Annotated in this window: 16 protein-coding genes; 13 read left to right on the forward strand and 3 right to left on the reverse strand. The window is 70.1% G+C overall.

Annotated elements, in window-relative coordinates; genetic code table 11:
• Window positions 1–4: 4 nt before the first annotated feature.
• Genes ABGB01_RS07235 through ABGB01_RS07245 form a run of 3 tightly spaced genes read left to right on the forward strand, consistent with a single transcriptional unit; the run spans window position 5 to window position 1,852 of the window.
• Window positions 5–598: an HAD-IIIA family hydrolase gene (locus tag ABGB01_RS07235; RefSeq protein WP_347771542.1), complete on the forward strand. Its 594-nt coding sequence runs from the start codon at window positions 5–7 to the stop codon at window positions 596–598.
• Window positions 595–1,515, forward strand: a complete 921-nt coding sequence (locus tag ABGB01_RS07240; protein ID WP_347771544.1) for a glycosyltransferase — start codon at window positions 595–597, stop codon at window positions 1,513–1,515. Before ABGB01_RS07235 ends, ABGB01_RS07240 begins: the two co-directional genes overlap by 4 nt.
• Window positions 1,516–1,549: 34 nt before the next feature.
• Window positions 1,550–1,852 (forward strand): WhiB family transcriptional regulator, encoded by a 303-nt coding sequence (locus tag ABGB01_RS07245; RefSeq protein ID WP_347772107.1) that lies wholly within the window; start codon window positions 1,550–1,552, stop codon window positions 1,850–1,852.
• On the opposite strand, the gene def is transcribed toward ABGB01_RS07245, so the two are convergent.
• On the reverse strand, window positions 1,788–2,273 hold the full coding sequence (def, locus tag ABGB01_RS07250; RefSeq protein ID WP_347771546.1) for a peptide deformylase: 486 nt from the start codon (window positions 2,271–2,273) through the stop codon (window positions 1,788–1,790). The two genes, ABGB01_RS07245 and def, sit on opposite strands and share 65 nt — an antisense overlap.
• Window positions 2,274–2,511: 238 nt before the next feature.
• Here def and ABGB01_RS07255 point away from each other — a divergent pair, with 238 nt between their 5' ends.
• Complete coding sequence (locus ABGB01_RS07255; protein WP_347771548.1) at window positions 2,512–3,663, forward strand: uroporphyrinogen-III synthase; 1,152 nt, start codon at window positions 2,512–2,514, stop codon at window positions 3,661–3,663.
• Window positions 3,660–4,397 (forward strand): CbiX/SirB N-terminal domain-containing protein, encoded by a 738-nt coding sequence (locus ABGB01_RS07260; protein WP_347771550.1) that lies wholly within the window; start codon window positions 3,660–3,662, stop codon window positions 4,395–4,397. The genes ABGB01_RS07255 and ABGB01_RS07260 overlap by 4 nt, the downstream gene beginning before the upstream one ends.
• Before the next feature lie 170 nt (window positions 4,398–4,567).
• On the opposite strand, the gene ABGB01_RS07265 is transcribed toward ABGB01_RS07260, so the two are convergent.
• Together ABGB01_RS07265 and ABGB01_RS07270 are read right to left on the reverse strand one after the other, a co-directional pair.
• The gene (locus tag ABGB01_RS07265) at window positions 4,568–5,122 is read right to left on the reverse strand and encodes a hypothetical protein (protein ID WP_347771552.1); all 555 of its coding nucleotides are present in this window, start codon (window positions 5,120–5,122) and stop codon (window positions 4,568–4,570) included.
• Between the two features lie 157 nt (window positions 5,123–5,279).
• The gene (locus tag ABGB01_RS07270) at window positions 5,280–6,134 is read right to left on the reverse strand and encodes a PAC2 family protein (RefSeq protein WP_132604671.1); all 855 of its coding nucleotides are present in this window, start codon (window positions 6,132–6,134) and stop codon (window positions 5,280–5,282) included.
• Between the two features lie 403 nt (window positions 6,135–6,537).
• Here ABGB01_RS07270 and metH point away from each other — a divergent pair, with 403 nt between their 5' ends.
• From metH to ABGB01_RS07310, 8 genes are all read left to right on the forward strand, one after another.
• Window positions 6,538–10,002: a methionine synthase gene (gene metH / locus ABGB01_RS07275; protein ID WP_347771554.1), complete on the forward strand. Its 3,465-nt coding sequence runs from the start codon at window positions 6,538–6,540 to the stop codon at window positions 10,000–10,002.
• A 96-nt stretch (window positions 10,003–10,098) separates the two neighbouring features.
• A complete protein-coding gene (locus tag ABGB01_RS07280) occupies window positions 10,099–10,785 on the forward strand; it encodes an HAD family phosphatase (RefSeq protein ID WP_347771556.1) in 687 nt (228 codons plus the stop codon).
• Between the two features lie 105 nt (window positions 10,786–10,890).
• Complete coding sequence (locus ABGB01_RS07285) at window positions 10,891–11,382, forward strand: cellulose synthase (RefSeq protein ID WP_347771557.1); 492 nt, start codon at window positions 10,891–10,893, stop codon at window positions 11,380–11,382.
• Between the two features lie 228 nt (window positions 11,383–11,610).
• On the forward strand, window positions 11,611–12,603 hold the full coding sequence (locus tag ABGB01_RS07290) for an ABC transporter permease (RefSeq protein WP_132604663.1): 993 nt from the start codon (window positions 11,611–11,613) through the stop codon (window positions 12,601–12,603).
• A 49-nt stretch (window positions 12,604–12,652) separates the two neighbouring features.
• Window positions 12,653–14,413 (forward strand): ABC transporter substrate-binding protein, encoded by a 1,761-nt coding sequence (locus ABGB01_RS07295; protein ID WP_347771559.1) that lies wholly within the window; start codon window positions 12,653–12,655, stop codon window positions 14,411–14,413.
• An 84-nt stretch (window positions 14,414–14,497) separates the two neighbouring features.
• Window positions 14,498–15,511, forward strand: a complete 1,014-nt coding sequence (locus ABGB01_RS07300) for an ABC transporter permease (RefSeq protein ID WP_347771561.1) — start codon at window positions 14,498–14,500, stop codon at window positions 15,509–15,511.
• A complete protein-coding gene (locus ABGB01_RS07305) occupies window positions 15,508–16,533 on the forward strand; it encodes an ABC transporter ATP-binding protein (protein WP_347771563.1) in 1,026 nt (341 codons plus the stop codon). The genes ABGB01_RS07300 and ABGB01_RS07305 overlap by 4 nt, the downstream gene beginning before the upstream one ends.
• 253 nt (window positions 16,534–16,786) lie before the next feature.
• Window positions 16,787–17,824, forward strand: a complete 1,038-nt coding sequence (locus ABGB01_RS07310; RefSeq protein WP_347771565.1) for a dipeptide ABC transporter ATP-binding protein — start codon at window positions 16,787–16,789, stop codon at window positions 17,822–17,824.
• Window positions 17,825–18,659: the final 835 nt, after the last annotated feature.

The raw sequence follows: 18,659 nt of genomic DNA on the forward strand, positions 1-18,659 counted from the left end.
AATGGTGTTCGAAAAGCGACGTCCCGGCGCCGTGCTGTTCGACCGGGACGGGACCTTGATCAGGGACGTTCCGTACAACGGCGATCCCCGCCTCGTCGAGCCCATGCCAGGTGCGACGGAGGCGCTGTGCCGGTTGCGGCGCGCCGACGTCCCGGTGGCCGTGGTCACCAACCAGTCCGGGGTGGCCAAGGGGCTGGTCACGCCCGACGAGATGGACCAGGTGAACGCCAGGGTGGAGGAGCTGCTCGGCCCGTTCGACGCCTGGGCCATCTGCGTGCACGACGACACCGACGGCTGCACCTGCCGCAAGCCCGCGCCCGGACTCGTGATCAGGGCCGCCGCCGTGCTCGACGTCAGCCCGCGCGACTGCGTGGTGGTGGGCGACATCGGCAGGGACATGGAGGCGGCCAGAGCCGCCGGGGCCAGGGGAATCCTCGTCCCCACCATGGACACGCTGCCGGAGGAGATCGAGGAGGCCCCCGAGGTCGCCGACGATCTGACCGACGTCGTGGAGCGCGTGCTCAACGACGTCGGCGAGGCACCCGTGCCGGCCGCCGCCGCGCCCTGGGCCAGGGCGATGGGCTGGAGCCGCTGGTGAGGATCCTCATCTGGCACGTGCACGGCTCGTGGACCAGCGCCTTCATCAGGGGCGCCCACGACTACCTCCTCCCGCTCGTCCCCGGCCGCGGTCCCGACGGCCGGGGCCGCGCCGCCACCTTCGACTGGCCGGCCGCGGCCCGCGAGGTGCCGTACGACCGGCTGCGCCACGAGCCCGTGGACGTGGTCGTCTACCAGCGCCCGCACGAGATCGGCCTGGCCCGCGAATGGCTCGGCCGCGACGTGCCCGGCGTCTACGTCGAGCACAACACCCCCGCCGGCGACGTGCCCCGCACCCGCCACCACCTCGCCGGCCAGAACGACGTCACGCTCGTGCACGTCACCCACTTCAACGAGCTGTACTGGGACAACGGCCGGGCGCGCACGCGCGTCATCGAGCACGGAGTCCCCGATCCCGGCCACCTGTACACGGGCGAGCTCTCCCGAGCGGGCGTCGTGGTCAACGAACCGGTACGCCGCACCAGGGTCGCCGGCACCGACCTGCTGCCCCGCTTCGCCGAGCGGGTGCCCCTCGACGTGTTCGGCATGAAGGTGGACGGGCTGCCGTACGACACCCACGAGGACCTGCCGCAGCACGTCATGCACGCCGAGCTGGCCAGGCGGCGCGTCTACCTGCACCCCTACCGGTGGACCTCGCTGGGGCTCGCCCTCGTCGAGGCCATGACGCTGGGCATGCCCGTGGTCGCGCTGGCCGCCACCGAGGCGATCGAGGCCGTGCCCCAGGAGGCCGGCGTCCTGTCGACGAAGGTGCACGTGCTCGCCGGCGCGCTGCACGATTTCGTCGCCGATCCAGAGCGCGCGAGCCAGGCGGGAAAGGCCGCCAGGGCCGCGGCTCTGGCGCGGTACGGGCTCGACCGGTTCCTCGCCGACTGGGATCGGCTGCTCGACGAGGTATGACGGCCAGAGGTCTGGGTAGGCGCGCCCCATGATGATGCTCGACTGGACACGCAGGGCAGCCTGCCTCGACATGGACCCGGAGCTGTTCTTCCCGATCTCGCAGGAAGGTCCCAGCCAGTCACAGGTCCAGCGGGCCAAGCACGTCTGCGGCGGCTGCCCCGTACAGGAGGCGTGCCTCGACTACGCGCTCAGCACCAGGCAGGCCTACGGCGTCTGGGGCGGCACCGATCCGGAACAACGGCGCGAGCTCAGAGCGGACGCCGCCGCCCGCCTCAGCCCGCAGGCAGCGCCTCGGCGAGAAACCGTGCCCGCTCGCTCTCTTCGAGATGGTCGCTGAACAACACGCCGTCGAGATGGTCGACCTCGTGCTGCAACACCCTCGCCAGGATGCCCAGCGCCCGCACCGTCACCGGCTTGCCGAACATGTCACGGCCACGCGCGGTGACCATGTAGGAACGTTCCAGTGGCCACCACACGCCGGGCGCCGACAGGCACGCCTCGTCCGCGGTGACGCGCCGCTCTGACAGCTCCAGGCGCGGGTTGACCAGATGGCCCGCCTTGCCGTCGTACGCGTAGACCACCACCCGCACCGCCTCGCCCACCTGCGGTGCCGCCAGGCCGGCCCGGCCGGCTTGCGCCCGCATCGTGGCCGTCAGCGTCTTCACCAGCCGCCTGAGCTCCCGGTCGAAGTCCTGCACCGGCGCCGCCACCGCGCGAAGCAGCGGATCGTCGAACATGCGAATAGGCCGGACCGTCACCAGCACTCCCCGATAGCCGTCGTCATGACGGACGTTTCCCTCCGCGGCGCCGCCCCAACCGCGGAGGTTCCTGCCTTGTAGCACAGCGGTAACAGAGGAGACCCAGTGGCGAAACCACCCGAAAGCAGGATCGGAGCGTGATCTCACTTGCGTCGTACACGCCTGTGATGCCAGGCCGGGTGCTCGGGGCCCGGCCAGGCACAGGGGCAGAAAGCCCTGTCCGCCCGGAGTGGTCCGCATGAGCGAGCGCTCGTCCCCGGAGACGGAGCCGGACGCGCTGGCCGGCTTCACCATCGGCGTGACCGCGACCAGGCGGCGGGAGGAGTTCGGGGCGCTGCTGGAGCGGCGCGGCGCGCGCGTGGTCAGCGCCCCCGCCATCAGGCTGGTCCCGCTGGCCGAGGACGCCGACCTGCTCGCCGCGACCCGGCACAGCCTGCTGGGGCCGCTCGACGACGTGGTGGTCACCACCGGCGTCGGCTTCCGCGGCTGGATGGCCGCCGCGGAAGGCTGGGGGCTCTCCACCGACCTGGGCGAGCACCTGTCCAAGGCGCGCCTGCTGACGCGCGGGCCCAAGGCCAGGGGAGCGGTGCGGGCGGCCGGGCTCAACGACCACTGGACACCCGCCACCGAATCGTGTGACGAGATCAAGCGGTACCTGCTGGCCCAGGACCTGAGAGGGCGGCGCATCGCGGTGCAGCAGCACGGCGAGCCGCTCACCGAGTTCGTGGCCGGCCTGCGCGCGGCGGGGGCCGAGGTGATCGAGATCCCGGTCTACCGGTGGCTGCCGTACCGCGACGCCTCGCCGCTGCGCCGGCTCATCAGCCAGACGGTCTCCGGCTCGGTGGACGCCGTCGCCTTCACCAGCGCCCCCGCCGTGCACGCCATGCTCGGCATGGCCCGCTCCCAGGGGCTGGAGGACGCGCTGCTGTCCGCCTTCAGCGGGCCCGTCGTGGCCGCCTGCGTGGGGCCCGTGACCGCGGGCCCGCTGGACTCGCGCGGCGTGCCCACGCTGCAGCCGGATCGTTCACGGCTCGGCGCGCTGGCCCGCGCCCTGGCCAGGCACCTGCCGGAGCACGGCGTCACCAAGCTCGTGGCCGGCGATCACCGGCTGGAGATCCGCGGCCACGCCGTGGTCGTCGACGGGGAACTGCGGCCGCTGCCGCCGGCCCCGATGGCGGTGCTCAAGCGACTGGCCGACAAGCCGGGGCACGTGGTGTCGCGCGCCGACCTGCGTACCGTGCTGCCGGGCGGCGTCGCGCGCGAATCGGCCGAGCACGCGGTGGAGATGGCCATCACCCGGCTGCGCCGCGCCCTCGGGCCGAGCGGGATCGTGGAGACGGTGGTCAAGCGCGGCTACCGGCTCGCCTGCCGGTACGAGGCGGGATCGTGACCCCCGCGCTCGTGCTGGCCGCGCACGGCACGCGCAGCCCGGCGGGACAGCGAACCCTCTCGGCCCTGGCGGAGACGGTCAGAAGAGCGCGTCCCGGCCGGCGGGTCGAGCTGAGCCATCTCGAGATCAGCGCGCCGCTGCTGGCCGAGGTGCTCCCCGCCGCCGCGGGCCCCGTCGTCGTCGTGCCGCTCCTGCTGGCCGGCGGCTACCACGTCCACATCGACCTGCCCGCGGTGGTCGCGCGGAGCCGCCCGGACGCGGTGGTGGCCGGCCGGCTGGGGCCGCACCGGCTGCTCACGTCGGCGCTCGTCCGCAAGCTGGCGCGGGCCGGGCTGCGCGCGGACGACGCCGTCGTGCTCGGCGCGGCGGGCTCCTCCGACCCGGCCGCCCTCGCCGACGTGCGCGCCGCCGCCCACCGGCTCGGCGTGCGCCTGGCGCGCCCGGTCACCGCCGCCTTCGCCTCCGCCGGTGCTCCCTCGCTGGAGGAGGCGGTGGAACGGCTCGGCTCCGCCGCCCGGGTGGTGATCGCGTCGTACGTCCTCGCGCCCGGCTTCTTCCATGACCGGCTGACCGCGGCGGGGGCGGGACCGGTGAGCGAGCCGCTGGGGGCCGACCCGGACGTGGCGGCGCTGATCTGGCACCGCTACGAGGAGGCGCTCCGCGACCGCCGCGCGCCGGCACGGCACCCCCGTCACTGGCACGCCCCGCCGACCCTCCGCCCCGCGACCCCCTGACAACAGCCGCGACCCGAGAACCCGTCCCCGCGACCCGCTGACTCCGCGGCGGCCTGCAAACCCTTTCGCGCGGCCCGCTGGCTCCGTCGCGCGGCCCGCTGACCCCGCCACTGGGGGACGCGTCAGGCGCGTGCGGCGGCGCGTCAGCGGGGTCGGCGGGGGTACGGGCGTCAGGCGTGGACGGGTTCGAGGCGCAGCTCGCGGACGATCTCCCTGGCGCTGTCGTCGAGGCTCGGCCCGGCGTCCCGTCCGACGAACATCTCGATGTAGGCCCGGTGGAAGCAGCCCGCGACCAGCAGCCGTGCGCTGGCCTCGGGGTCGGCGTCCGGCCGCACCCGGCCCAGCCGCTGCTCGGCGGCCAGGTACGCGGCGAGTGGCGTCGTCTCCGTGCGCGGCCCGAGCCCGGCGTCGCGCAGGGCCTCGCGGAAACGAACCGTCACGTCAGGCGAGGTGAAGGCGGGCAGCGCCGCGCTCTGCACCTCCATGTAGTAGTCGATGCCCGCTCGCGCCACCGACAGAAGATTGTCGGAGATGCACCCCTTCCCCACGCGATGGGTTAGATCGTGGAGGATGCTGAGCCAGAGCGGGAGCCGATCCTGCAGCAGCGCGAGGAAATAGTCGACGTTGCCGCCGCTGCGGTCCTCCCTGACGGAGACGGCCATCTCAAGGATGCGCCGCCTGGTGTCCTGACTTCTTTGGTGCGGGTCCACATGGGAAGTCGCCATGGCATGCCTAACGGTGCGCGGTCGGTTGATCAGGCATTACGGTGCGTCGTCGATGCTGATGGAAGGGGCGACAGCTGGGGTCCAGCTTGGTGCAATCGTGCGAGACACCGATTATCACCCGAAACCGCGAAAAATGCGGAGATTTGCCCTCTGAAGGTCAGCTGTCGGTGTCGCGGTCCCTGCGCCGCAGGTAACGTTCGAACTCCGCGGCGATCGCGTCACCGCTGGCCTCGGGCAACTCGGCGGCGTCCTTACGCTCCTCGAGCTCCTTGACGTACTCGGCGACCTCGCTGTCCTGCGAGGCCAGCTCGTCGACGCCACGCTCCCACGCGCGGGCCTCCTCGTCGAGATCGCCCAGCGGCATGGGGATCTCCAGCACGTCTTCGAGACGGCGCAGCAGCGCGACCGTGGCCTTGGGGTTGGGCGGCTGCGCCACGTAGTGGGGGACCGACGCCCACAGCGACACCGCGTCCATGCCGGCCCTGCCGAACTCGTGCTGCAGCACCCCCACGATGCCCGTCGGGCCCTCGTAGCGGCTCAGCTCCAGGTTGGTCGAACGCGCCAGCGTCTCGTCCGTGGCGCCGCCGAGAATGGGCACGGGCCGGGTGTGCGGCGAGTCGTTGAGCAGCGCCCCCAGCATCACGGCCAGCTCGACGCCGAGCTCGCGGCAGACCTCGATGATGTCGGCGCAGAACGAGCGCCAGCGCATGTTGGGCTCGATGCCGCGCAACAGCACGACGTCGCGCTCGACGCCCGGCGGGCGGGCGCGCAGCAGCCGCGTCGTCGGCCACACGATCGACTGGGCCAGCCCGTCGTTCATCTCGACCACGGGCCGGGTCACCTGGAAGTCGTAGTAGTCGTCGGGGTCGAGCGCGACCAGCGTCTCGGCCTTCCAGGCGGACTCGAGATGGGCGACCACACCGCTGGAGGCCTCGCCCGCGTCGTTCCACCCTTCGAACGCGGCTATGAGCACCGGGTCGACGAGCTCGGGGAGCCCTTCGAGGTCTATCACGTGTCGCCTCCTCTCTCCATCATCCCGCTAAGCCTATGCGGTTCGGGGCCGTCGGCGTCACCGATCTCCCTCCGCAACGCCCGCGAACGCCTCACCACGGCGCTCGCGGTCCCCGTGCCCGGGCCGCCGGACCCGCCTGATGACCGCCGGCACCCGTACGCGCTCCGCCGGACGTCATCCAGCTCTCGCCCAGTGCTTCCCCGCCGGGTCGTATGCCGCACGGGGCGCGGCCGCTCGCTCTCCCTCATGGGCACGCACACGCACACGCACACGCACGCGGGCACGGGCGTGGCGCCGGTCGCCCGGGCCTGGGACGCCTGACGCCACGCTCTGACGGGCGCGCCTACCGGCGCTCGAGGCGGCCTCGAACGATGGCTCAGGCGCAGCCGATAAGCTTCACCTCATGAGCATCTCCCCGTCCTTCCGAGAAGTGTTGTCCCAGCGCGTCGTCGTCGCCGACGGGGCGATGGGCACGATGCTGCAGGCCCAGGACCCGACGCTCGACGATTTCCACGGCCACGAGGGCTGCAACGAGGTGCTCAATGTCACCCGGCCCGACATCGTCCGTGGCGTGCACGACGCCTATTTCGCGGTCGGCGTCGACTGCGTGGAGACCAACACCTTCGGTGCCAACCTGGCCGCGCTCGGCGAATACGACATCCCTGAGCGGGTCTTCGAATACTCCGAGGCCGGCGCCCGCATCGCGCGTGAGTCCGCCGACCACTGGTCCACCCCTGACCAGCCGAGGTTCGTGCTCGGCTCGATGGGCCCCGGCACCAAGCTGCCGACGCTGGGCCATCTGCCCTATGCCAGCCTGCGCGACGCCTACCGCGACAACGCCGCGGGCCTGATCGCCGGCGGCGCAGACGCCCTGATCGTCGAGACCTGCCAGGACCTGCTGCAGGTGAAGGCCGCCGTCATCGGTGCGAGGCGAGCCGTCGAAGACTCCGGCCGCGACGTGCCGATCATCGCCCAGGTGACGATCGAGACCAACGGCGCGATGCTGCTCGGCTCCGAGATCGGCGCCGCGCTGACCGCGATCGAGCCGCTCGGCGTCGACGTCGTCGGGCTCAACTGTGCGACCGGCCCCGCGGAGATGAGCGAGCACCTGCGCTACCTCGCCCGCCACTCGCGGCTCAAGCTCTCCTGCATGCCCAACGCCGGCCTGCCGGTGCTCACCTCCGACGGCGCCTACTACCCGCTCAGCGCGGAGGAGCTGGCCGGCGCGCACGACACCTTCACCAGCGACTACGGCCTGTCCCTGGTCGGCGGCTGCTGCGGCACCACGCCCGAGCACCTTCGCCAGGTCGTCGAGCGGGTCAGGGGCAAGCAGCCCGTCCAGCGCCGCCCCCACCCCGAGCCCGGCGCGTCCTCCCTCTACCAGACCGTGCCGTTCCGGCAGGACACCTCCTACCTCGCCATCGGCGAGCGGTGCAACACCAACGGCTCCAAGGTCTTCCGTGAGGCCATGCTGGAGGGCCGCTGGGACGACTGCGTCGAGATGGCCCGCAACCAGGCCCGCGACGGCGCCCACATGCTCGACCTGTGCGTCGACTACGTCGGGCGCGACGGCGCGGCCGACATGAAGGAGCTGGCCTTCCGCTTCGCCACCGCCTCCACGCTGCCGATCATGCTCGACTCGACCGAGCCCGCGGTGCTGCAGGCCGGTCTGGAGATGCTCGGCGGGCGCGCCGCCGTCAACTCCGTCAACTACGAGGACGGCGCGGGCCCCGACTCCCGCTTCCAGAAGATCATGCGCCTGGTGCGCGAGCACGGCTCGGCCGTGGTGGCGCTGACCATCGACGAGGAGGGCCAGGCCCGCACCGCCGACCGGAAGGTGGGCGTCGCCAGCCGCCTCATCGACGACCTGACCGCCAACTGGGGCATGCGGGTCGAGGACATCATCGTCGACTGCCTGACCTTCCCCATCGCCACCGGCCAGGAGGAGACCAGGCGCGACGGCCTGGAGACCATCGAGGCCATCCGCGAGCTCAAGCGCCGCCACCCGGGCGTGCAGACCACGCTGGGGCTGTCCAACATCAGCTTCGGCCTCAACCCCGCGGCCCGCATGGTGCTCAACTCGGTGTTCCTCAACGAGTGCGTCAACGCCGGGCTCGACTCCGCCATCGTGCACGCCTCCAAGATCCTGCCGATGGCCCGCATCCCCGACGAGCAGCGCCAGGTCGCGCTCGACATGGTCTATGACCGCCGGCGCGAAGGCTACGACCCGCTGCAGCGCTTCATGGACCTGTTCGAGGGCGTCGACGCCGCCGCCATGCGCGCGGGCAAGGCCGAGGAGCTGGCCGCGCTCCCGCTGTGGGAGCGGCTCAAGCGGCGCATCATCGACGGCGAGAAGAAGGGCCTCGAGGCCGACCTCGACACCGCGCTGGAGCAGCGCCCCGCCCTGGAGATCATCAATGACGTGCTGCTCGACGGCATGAAGACCGTGGGCGAGCTGTTCGGGTCGGGGCAGATGCAGCTGCCGTTCGTGTTGCAGTCGGCCGAGGTGATGAAGGCGGCCGTCGCCTACCTCGAGCCCCACATGGAGCGGGTCGACGGTGAGACGAAGGGCCGCATCGTGCTGGCCACCGTCAAGGGCGACGTGCACGACATCGGAAAGAACCTCGTCGACATCATCCTGTCCAACAACGGCTACCAGGTGGTCAACCTCGGCATCAAGCAGCCGGTCTCGGCCATCCTGGAGGCCGCGGACGAGCACAAGGCCGACGTCGTGGGCATGTCGGGCCTGCTGGTCAAGTCGACGGTCATCATGAAGGAAAACCTGGAGGAGATGAACTCCAGGGGTCTGGCGGAGCGCTATCCCGTGCTGCTCGGCGGGGCCGCGCTCACGCGCGCCTACGTCGAGCAGGATCTGGCCGAGCTGTTCGCGGGCGAGGTGCGCTACGCCCGCGACGCGTTCGAGGGGCTGCGGCTCATGGACTCGTTCATGGCCGTCAAGCGCGGCGTCGCCGGCGCCACGCTGCCGCCGCTGCGCGAGCGGCGCGTCAAGACGGGCGCCGTGCTCACGCGCACGCCCGTCGAGGAGTTGCCGGCCCGCTCCGACGTGGCGGAGGACAACCCCGTGCCGTCGCCGCCGTTCCACGGTGACCGCGTCGTCAAGGGCATCTCGCTGGCCGACTACAGCGCCTTCCTCGACGAGCGGGCGCTGTTCCTCGGCCAGTGGGGGCTCAAGCCCGCCAGGGGCGGCCAGGGGCCCGGCTACGACGAGCTGGTGGAGACCGAGGGGCGGCCGCGGCTGCGCATGTGGCTCGATCGCATCCAGACCGAGGGCCTGCTGGAGGCGGCCGTCGTCTACGGCTATTTCCCGTGCGTCTCCGACGGCGACTCGCTGATCATCCTGGATGACGACGGCGGCGAGCGCACGCGCTTCACGTTCCCGCGCCAGCGCCGCGACCGCCACCTGTGCCTGTCCGACTTCTTCCGCGGCAAGAGCTCCGGCGAGGTCGACGTGGTCGGCTTCCAGGTGGTCACCATGGGGCCGAAGATCGCCGAGGCCACGGCCGAGCTGTTCGCGAAAGACGCCTACCGCGACTACCTCGAGCTGCACGGCCTGTCGGTGCAGCTCACCGAGGCGCTGGCCGAATACTGGCACGCCAGGGTGCGCCAGGAGTGGGGGATCGGCGGAGACGAGTCGCTCGACGACATGCTCAAGGTCAACGTCCAGGGGTGCCGCTACTCGTTCGGCTACCCCGCCTGCCCCAACCTGGAGGACCAGCAGCAGCTGTTCCAGCTGCTCGATCCCGAGCGCATCGGGGTGACGCTGTCGGAGGAGTTCCAGCTCCACCCCGAGCAGGCCACCTCCGCGCTGGTCGCCCACCATCCCGAGGCGAAATACTTCAACGTCTGACCCGGCCCGGCACCCACCGGTGGGAGCGGACCCACCGAGGGGCCCGGGCGCCCGCGAGGCGTGCCCGGAGACAGAAGAGGGGGAGGACGACGGCACATGGCGACCGAGCGCGCCGAACGGAGTGAGACGATGGACATGCAGGCGGTCTTCTTCGACATGGACGGCCTGCTGGTCGACACCGAGAAGGTCTGGCTCGAGATCGAGTCCGAGGTGATGCGCAGGCTCGGCGGCACATGGACGCCCGACCACCAGATGCACCTCCTGGGCGGGTCCATGGAGCGCGCGGTCGGCTACATGTTGTCCGTGTCCGGCTCCGGCGAGAGCGCCGCGACGGTGGAGCAGTGGATGGTCTCCGGCATGGTGGAGCGCCTTTCCGGAGGGGTTCGCGTGATGCCGGGCGCGTCCGAGCTCCTCGACGCGCTACGCGACGAGGGCGTCCCGGTCGGGCTGGTCACCTCCTCGTTGGGGGAGATCGCCGACGCGGTGCTCAAGGGCGTCGGCCGCGACCGGTTCGACATCGTGGTGACCGCCGACGACGTCGAGCGGACCAAACCCGACCCCGAGCCCTACCTGACGGCCGCGGGGATGCTCGGCATGCCGCCGGTCCGCTGCGTCGTCCTGGAGGACTCACCGAACGGCGTGGCGGCGGCCACCGCCGCCGGCTGCGCGGTGGTGGCGGTGCCCAGCCTGCTGCCGGTCGAGGCGGCGGCCGGCCGCCTGGTGGTCTCCTCCCTGGAGGAGGTCACGGTCGGCCGGCTGAGGGCCCTCCTGCCCGGCGCCTGAGGGGTCAGGGCCCGTCCCCTAGGGGAAATGTGGTTCTCGCGGAGGATGCCGTCCCGCGTTCGCGTGCCAGGATGGAGGCAGAGCCACAACGAGGGAGCGGGCAGGATGTCGTTTGATCAGATCGCTTGGCTGCCGCTGTGCGCCGGGGCGACCATCGCCGGGCTGGTGTTGAGTTTCCTGGCATTCCGGCGCAGGGGGGCCGCCTCCGGGCTGCGGGTGGCGGCGTGGGCGCTGCTGCCGGTGGCGGCCTATCTGACCGACGCGCTACGGTCGCTGTGGACCATCGGCGTCACCATCGTGGGCTTCGTGACCGGTCTGGTGTTCAACCCGCTCGTGTGGGCGGGAGTGGCCGTCGCGGGGCTGTCGGGGGTGCTCTTCGTCGTGTCCGGAGTGATGCGGGGCAGGAAGCTGAGGATCGTGGGGCGGCGGAAGAAGCCGTCCGCGGACGGTCAGCAGGAACAACCGGTTCAGCCCGCAGCGAAAAAACCGGCCGTTTCGAGCAAACCGCAGCCCGCAGCGGCCGCCCCCAAGGCGGGCAAGGGCGACGACGACTTCTCCGACATCGAAGAGCTGCTGAAGCGTCGGGGCATCAGCTGATTCGGTCGCTCTGTCACAGTTCCGAGACTCAACCGGGACGCAGGCTAGACATTGTCGTAAAGATCAATACGAATGAGTTTCGCATCAATCACAGATTAGCCACATAGCGGCCTGAGGGACTGGTCAGTGCAGCTCAGGCCATAGATTCTGCCTCCTGAGGTCGCGCGACTCGCGGTCTGAAGTCAATACTCCATAGACGCGTCGTCTGCTATCAGGGGGCAATCCGGCATGACCGCACCGCTAGACGTTTCCGGTTCCGCCGCAGAAGCGCAGCCGGAGTCGGTGCTCGCGGGAGCGGGCAAGGCCATCCAGGGCAGATCCCTCACCCGGATCGCCTGGATGCGGCTCAGGCGCGACAAGATCGCGCTTACCGGCGGCATCGTCGTCGTGCTGCTGATTCTCGTCGCGGTCTTCGCCTCGCCCATCATCGCCGTTTTCGGCCACCCGCCCCTGGAGTTCCACCAGGATCAGATCGACCAGAGCACGCTCCTGCCCAAGGGCGCGTTCGGCGGCATGAGCGGCGAATACCTGCTCGGCGTCGAGCCGATCAACGGCCGCGACATCTTCAGCCGCATCGTCGCCGGCGCGTGGATCTCGCTGCTGATCGGTTTCCTCGCCACGATGTTGTCGGTGCTCATCGGCACCACGCTGGGCGTCATCGCCGGCTACTTCGGCGGCTGGGTCGACCTGGTGATCGGCCGGCTGATGGACGTCTTCCTGGCCTTCCCGCTGCTGGTCTTCGCGATCGCGCTGGCGGGCGTCGTGCCCGACAAGGGGTTCGGCCTCGAGGGCAACGGCCTGCGGATCGCCATGATGATCTTCATCATCGGCTTCTTCAGCTGGCCCAGCATCGGCCGCATCGTCCGGGGGCAGACGCTCTCGCTGCGCGAGCGGGAGTTCGTCGACGCTTCGCGAAGCCTCGGGGCGCGCAACGGCTACATCCTGTTCCGCGAAATCCTGCCCAACCTGATGGCGCCGATCCTGGTCTACGCGACCCTGCTCATTCCGACCAACATCCTGTTCGAGGCGGCGCTCTCCTTCCTGGGTGTCGGCGTCAACCCGCCCACGCCGACCTGGGGAGGCATGCTCTCGGAGGCGGTCCGGTTCTACACGCTGCCGCACTTCGTGCTCTTCCCGGGGCTGGCGATCTTCGTTACCGTCCTCGCGTTCAACCTGTTCGGCGACGGGCTGCGGGACGCCTTCGACCCCCGGGCGCACTGATCTTCGCCAACGCTCCATCCCCCATCTCACTCATCAAGGGGTTACGTCAATGAGAAGGAAAACCGCACTGGCAGGGGCCGCGACAGCGGCGCTCGCCCTGGTGCTCTCCGCATGCGGCGGAGGCGGCGGCACACAACAGCCCGCCGATTCGTCCTCCGGCGGCGCCGCGCAACCCGCGTTCAACGCCGGCCTCAACGAGGTGTACAACCCCTCGACGAAGAAGGGCGGCACGCTCAAGGCCGCCCACTCCGCCGACTGGGACAGCCTCGACCCGGGTGACACCTACTACGGCTACTCGTTCAACTTCGGCCGCCTCTACTGGCGGACGCTGACGACGTACAAGCCGGGTCCCGGCCCCGAGGGCAACACCGTCGTCCCCGACCTCGCCGAAGCGCTGGGCGAGGCGAGCGACGGCGGCAAGACCTGGACGTACAAGCTCAAGAGCGGGCTGAAGTTCGAGGACGGCACCCCGATCACGGCCAAGGACGTGGCGTACGCCGTGGCGCGCTCCTGGGACAAGAAGACCTTCCCGCACGGCCCCTCCTACCTTAACGAGCTGCTCGACTGGCCGAAGGACTTCAAGGGCGTCTACGAGGATCCCGACGCCGACTACTCCTCGGCCGTCGAGGCGACCGACGACTCTACGGTGGTCTTCCACCTGAAGGAGCCGTTCGCGTCCATGGACTACGTCGTGCAGATGCCGATGAGCGCCCCGGTTCCCAAGGACAAGGACACCGGCGCGAAATACAAGGAGAAGGTCGTCTCCTCGGGCCCGTACAAGTTCGAGACCAACGAGATCGGCAAGGGCTTCACGCTGGTGCGCAACGACCAGTGGGACCCGGCGACCGACCCCATCCGTCCCGCGCTGCCCGACCGGATCGAGGTCCAGCTCAACGTCAACGCCGACGACCTGGACAACCAGCTCATCGCCGGTGACGTCCACCTTGACATCCCCGGCACCGGCATGCAGCCGGCCGCGCTGGGCAAGGTGCTGCCCGACCCCGCGCTGAAGGCGCGTACGGACAACCCCACCATCCCCAGGCTGTGGTACATCTCGGTTATCCCCGACACGCCGCCGCTGGACAACATCGAGTGCCGCAAGGCGGTCATGTGGGCCGCCGACCGCGTCGCCAACCAGACCGCCTACGGAGGCGAGCTGGCCGGCGGCGAGATCGCCACGAACGTCCTGCCGCCGCCCATCGTCGGCCAGGAGAAGTTCGACCTGTACGCGACCCCGGGCAACAATGGCGACGTCAACAAGGCCAAGCAGGCCCTCACCGCCTGCGGCCAGCCGAACGGCTTCTCCACCACCATGACCTACCGCTCCGACCGTCCTCGCGAGAAGGCGCTGGCCGAGGCCATGGAGCAGGCGCTGGCCAAGGTGGGCATCAAGCTGACGCTCAAGGGCTTCCCCGGCTCCAGCTACTTCTCCGACTACGCCGGCAACGTCAACTACGTGAAGAAGAACGGCATCGGCCTGGCCGCCCACGGCTGGGGTTCCGACTGGCCTGACGGTTACGGCTTCCTGCAGGCCATCGTCGACAGCCGTACGATCCGCGACGCCGGCAACTACAACCTCAGCGTCAAGAGCGACGAGGTCGACAAGCTGATCGACCAGGCCTCCGCCGAGCTCGACGACGCGGCCCGCGCCAAGCTCTGGGTCGAGGTCGACAAGAAGGTCATGGAAGACGCCTCCATCCTTCCGGTGGTCTGGGCCAAGTCGTTGCTCATGCGCGGCAAGGGCCTGACGAACGTCGCCTACAACGAGGGCCAGAGCATGTACGACTACATCTTGCTCGGCGTCGAGTGACCGTGCGAGGTACGGGGATCTAGCGAAGGCAGGTGAAGGCAGAAGTGGCCTGCTCGGCGACGGGCAGGCCACTCGGCCGTAGCGGTGTTCACATACATCATCAAACGTGTCATCGGCGCGTTCGCCATGCTCATCGTCATCAGCATGGTCACCTTCGGCATCTTCTACGTCGTCCCCCAGTGGGCCGGCGCCTCGCCGGAGGCCATGGCGTCGCGCTACGTCGGGCGCGCCGCGACGCCGGAGACGGTGCACCTGGTGGCCGAGCGGCTGGGCTTCTACGACCCGGTGGTCGTGCAGTACGGCGGGTTCGTCAAGGGCCTGGTCGCCGGAGCCGAGTACGACTACGGCGCCGGCGTCGAGCAGTGCCCCGCGCCCTGCTTCGGCTACTCCTTCATCAGCGGGCAGCCCGTCTGGCCCGACCTGCTGGACCGCATGCCGGTGACGTTCTCGCTGGCCATCGGCGCCGCCGTCCTCTGGGTGGTGGGCGGAGTCTGCGTGGGCGTGATCTCCGCGCTGCGCCGGGGCAGCTTCTTCGACCGCCTCTCCATGGGCACCGCGCTGGCCGGCGTGTCGCTGCCGATCTTCTTCACCGGCATGCTCTCCCTGGTCGTCTTCAGCTACGGCCTGGGCTGGACCCCGCCCGGCGGCGCCTGGACGGACATCTCCGTCAATCCAGCCCAATGGGCCTACAACCTGCTGCTGCCGTGGATCACGCTGGCGTTCCTGTTCGCCGCGACCTACGCCCGGCTCACCCGCGCCGGCATGCTGGAGACGATGGGCGAGGACTACATCCGCACCGCCAGGGCCAAGGGCCTGCACGAGCGCGAGGTCGTGGTCAAACACGGATTGCGGGCCGCGCTGACGCCCATCCTGACCCTCTTCGGCATCGACTTCGGTCTGCTCATCGGCGGCGCCATCCTCACCGAGACCACCTATACTCTGCCCGGGCTCGGCCAGTTCGCCATCCTGGCGATCAGAAATCAGGACATGCCGCAGGTCATGGGCGTGGTGCTGGTCGCCGCGATGTTCGTGGTCGTGGCCAGCCTGATCGTCGACCTGCTCTACGCCGTGGTCGACCCGAGGGTGAGGTTGTCGTGAGCTTCCTTGACGTGAAGGACCTGAAGATCCATTTCCCGACCGACGACGGCCTGGTCAAGTCCGTCGACGGGTTGTCGTTCAGCGTCGATCGCGGCAAGACCCTGGGCATCGTGGGGGAGTCGGGCTCGGGCAAGAGCGTGACCAGCCTCGGCGTCCTCGGCCTGCACAAGGGCGGGCGGGCGCGGATCTCCGGCGAGATCTGGCTCGACGGCGAGGAGCTCAACGGCGCCTCGGCCGAGCACGTACGCGGGCTGCGCGGCAAGAAGATGGCGATGATCTTCCAGGATCCGCTGTCGTCCATGCACCCCTACTACACAGTCGGCCACCAGATCATCGAGGCCTACCGCATCCACAACGACGTCTCCAAGCAGGTGGCCCGCAAGCACGCCGTCGACATGCTCGGCCGGGTCGGCATCCCCGAGCCGGGAAGGCGCGTCGACAGCTACCCGCACGAGTTCTCCGGCGGCATGCGCCAGCGCGCCATGATCGCCATGGCGCTCTCGTGCGACCCCGAGCTGCTCATCGCCGACGAACCGACCACCGCGCTCGACGTGACCGTGCAGGCGCAGATCCTCGATCTGATGCGCGACCTGCAGCGCGAGTTCAACTCCGCGCTCATCATCATCACGCACGACCTCGGCGTGGTGGCGGAGCTGTCCAACGACATCCTCGTCATGTACGCGGGCAGATGCGTCGAATACGGCTCCACCGACGACATCTTCTACCGTCCCGAACACCCCTACACCTGGGGGCTGCTGGGCTCCATGCCCCGCCTCGACCGTGAACCCACCGAACGGCTGCTGCCGATCAAGGGCTCCCCGCCGTCGCTGATCAACGTGCCGGACGGCTGCGCCTTCCACCCCCGCTGCCCGTTCGCCGAGCGCACGGGGGGCAGGGCCCAGACCGAGGCGCCGGCGCTCGCCGAGACCGAGGGCGGCCACCTGGTGCGCTGCCACATGAGCCGGGACGAGCGGCGCACGCTGTGGGAGGACGAGATCAAGCCCGCGCTGGAGACCTCGTGACCTCCTCCGCTCCGGCCCGCGAGGCCGAAGCATCCCCGACGAAGCCGGGTGGCGCGCGGGTCGCCACCCCGGCCCGCGCCTGGAAGGCTTCCCGCGCCGCCACACACCCCGAGGCGGTCGCGCTCGCCGGCGTCACCACCGACGCCGGTCACTCCGGGCCGCCGCGCCGACACGATCAGGAGAACGTCATGCCCTGGAGCCCTCTATTCGTTCACCGCGCCAGGGGACGCGGTCGTCACGCGGGAGGTGCGCGATGACCGAGGCGAGCGACAACGAGCTGCTGCTTTCCATCCAGAACGTCGAAAAGCACTTTCCCGTGACGAAGGGCCTGCTCAAAAGGCAGGTCGGCGCCGTCAAGGCGGTCGACGGGATCAGCTTCGACGTGGTCAAGGGCGAGACGCTCGGCCTGGTGGGCGAGTCGGGCTGCGGCAAGTCCACGACCGGGAGGCTGATCACCCGGCTGCTCGAACCCACAGCCGGTAAGATCATCTTCGAGGGGGAGGACATCTCGCACATGTCGCAGGGCCGGCTCAGGCCGCTCCGCCGCGACATGCAGATGATCTTCCAGGACCCTTACTCGTCACTCAACCCCCGGCACACCGTCGGCGCCATCGTCGGCGCCCCTTTCCGCATCCAGGGCGTGAAGACCGAGAACGGCGTCAAGAAGGCCGTCCAGGACATCCTGGAGCTCGTCGGGCTCAACCCTGAGCACTACAACCGCTACCCCCACGAGTTCTCCGGCGGCCAGCGGCAGCGCATCGGCATCGCCCGTACGCTCGCGCTCAGACCCAAGCTGATCATCGCCGACGAGCCTGTCTCCGCGCTCGACGTGTCCATCCAGGCCCAGGTCGTCAACCTGCTCGAAGACCTGCAGAACGAGCTCGACCTGACCTACGTCGTGATCGCCCACGACCTGTCGGTGGTGCGCCACATCAGCGACCGGGTCGCCGTCATGTACCTGGGCAAGATCGTCGAGATCGCCGACCGCAAGCGCCTGTACAGCTCGCCCATGCACCCGTACACCAACGCCCTGCTGTCGGCGGTGCCGGTGCCCGACCCGAGAGGGCGGGCCGGTCGCGAGCGCATCCGGCTGACCGGCGACGTGCCGAGCCCGCTCAACCCGCCGCCCGCCTGCCGCTTCCACACCCGCTGCTGGAAGGCACAGGACATCTGCAAGCAGGTCGAGCCGCCGCTGGAGGAGCTGGCCGGCGGCCACCAGGTCGCCTGCCACTTCCCGGAGAACGCCCCCGAGGTCCCCGAGGAGGTCCCCGCTGCGGCCAAGGACGCCTGAGCCCCGCGCCGCCCCGAACGCGGCGACGCAGGGACAGCGGCGCACGCCGGGTCCGGGCAGGTACTGCCGACGATGATGGCCGCCTTCGATCTGTCGGTGTGCACGGTGTCCGGGCTGAGTCCCGCTCCGGCCTCGTCGGCTCCGCTCTGGCCGGTCCGGGACCGTCGGCCATCTCAGCGACGTTCACGAAGGCCGCCCCGTCGCCGGGCTGGAAGGTCGCACAGCGCGGGTCCTCTGGCCGAACGTCACGGTCGATACGCGAAGCCGATGTGGGCGGTGGGGCGCTGTCCCTCGATATGGCCTGCTCGAAGGCGCCGAACAAGACGAGACCGTACGCGCCACCGGGGCCGTGGCCGCCGGTGAGGCGATCTTCGGGCCCGGCATCGCGCAACGGGTGCTCGGCTTCTTCTCCGCCCCGCCCGCGGCCGATATCCCTTTTCCCCAGCTGACCGATCGGGAGCGGGACGTGCCCGGCCTGATCGCCGGCCGTCCCAACGGTGAGGCAGGCCGCCGCCTGGGCATCTCCCCAAGACCGTGGCCAACCACCTCTCAAGCATCTTCACCGAACTCCAGGTCGCCGACCGCGCCGAAACCATCGTCCGCTCGCAACGCCGGGCTGGGCCGGTTCCTTGAGTGAATTTCGCCTGGCCTCGTGACGGTGCGTGCTGAGTGCACCGACCCATGCTGGTTACGGCGAACCGGTGCCTCCGGGTTGGCCGGATAAGCGGGGCACCTGTCCGGTCAGGGGATCTTCATTTCTTTACGGCTCACGTAGGGTCTGCTCGACGTTCGGGGAAGGTGTGCGCTGCCGCCTTCCGCTTCGACGCCGATGTGT

Source organism: Nonomuraea sp. B5E05, assembly GCF_039880665.1.
In the GTDB taxonomy this organism is placed as follows: Bacteria; Actinomycetota; Actinomycetes; order Streptosporangiales; family Streptosporangiaceae; genus Nonomuraea.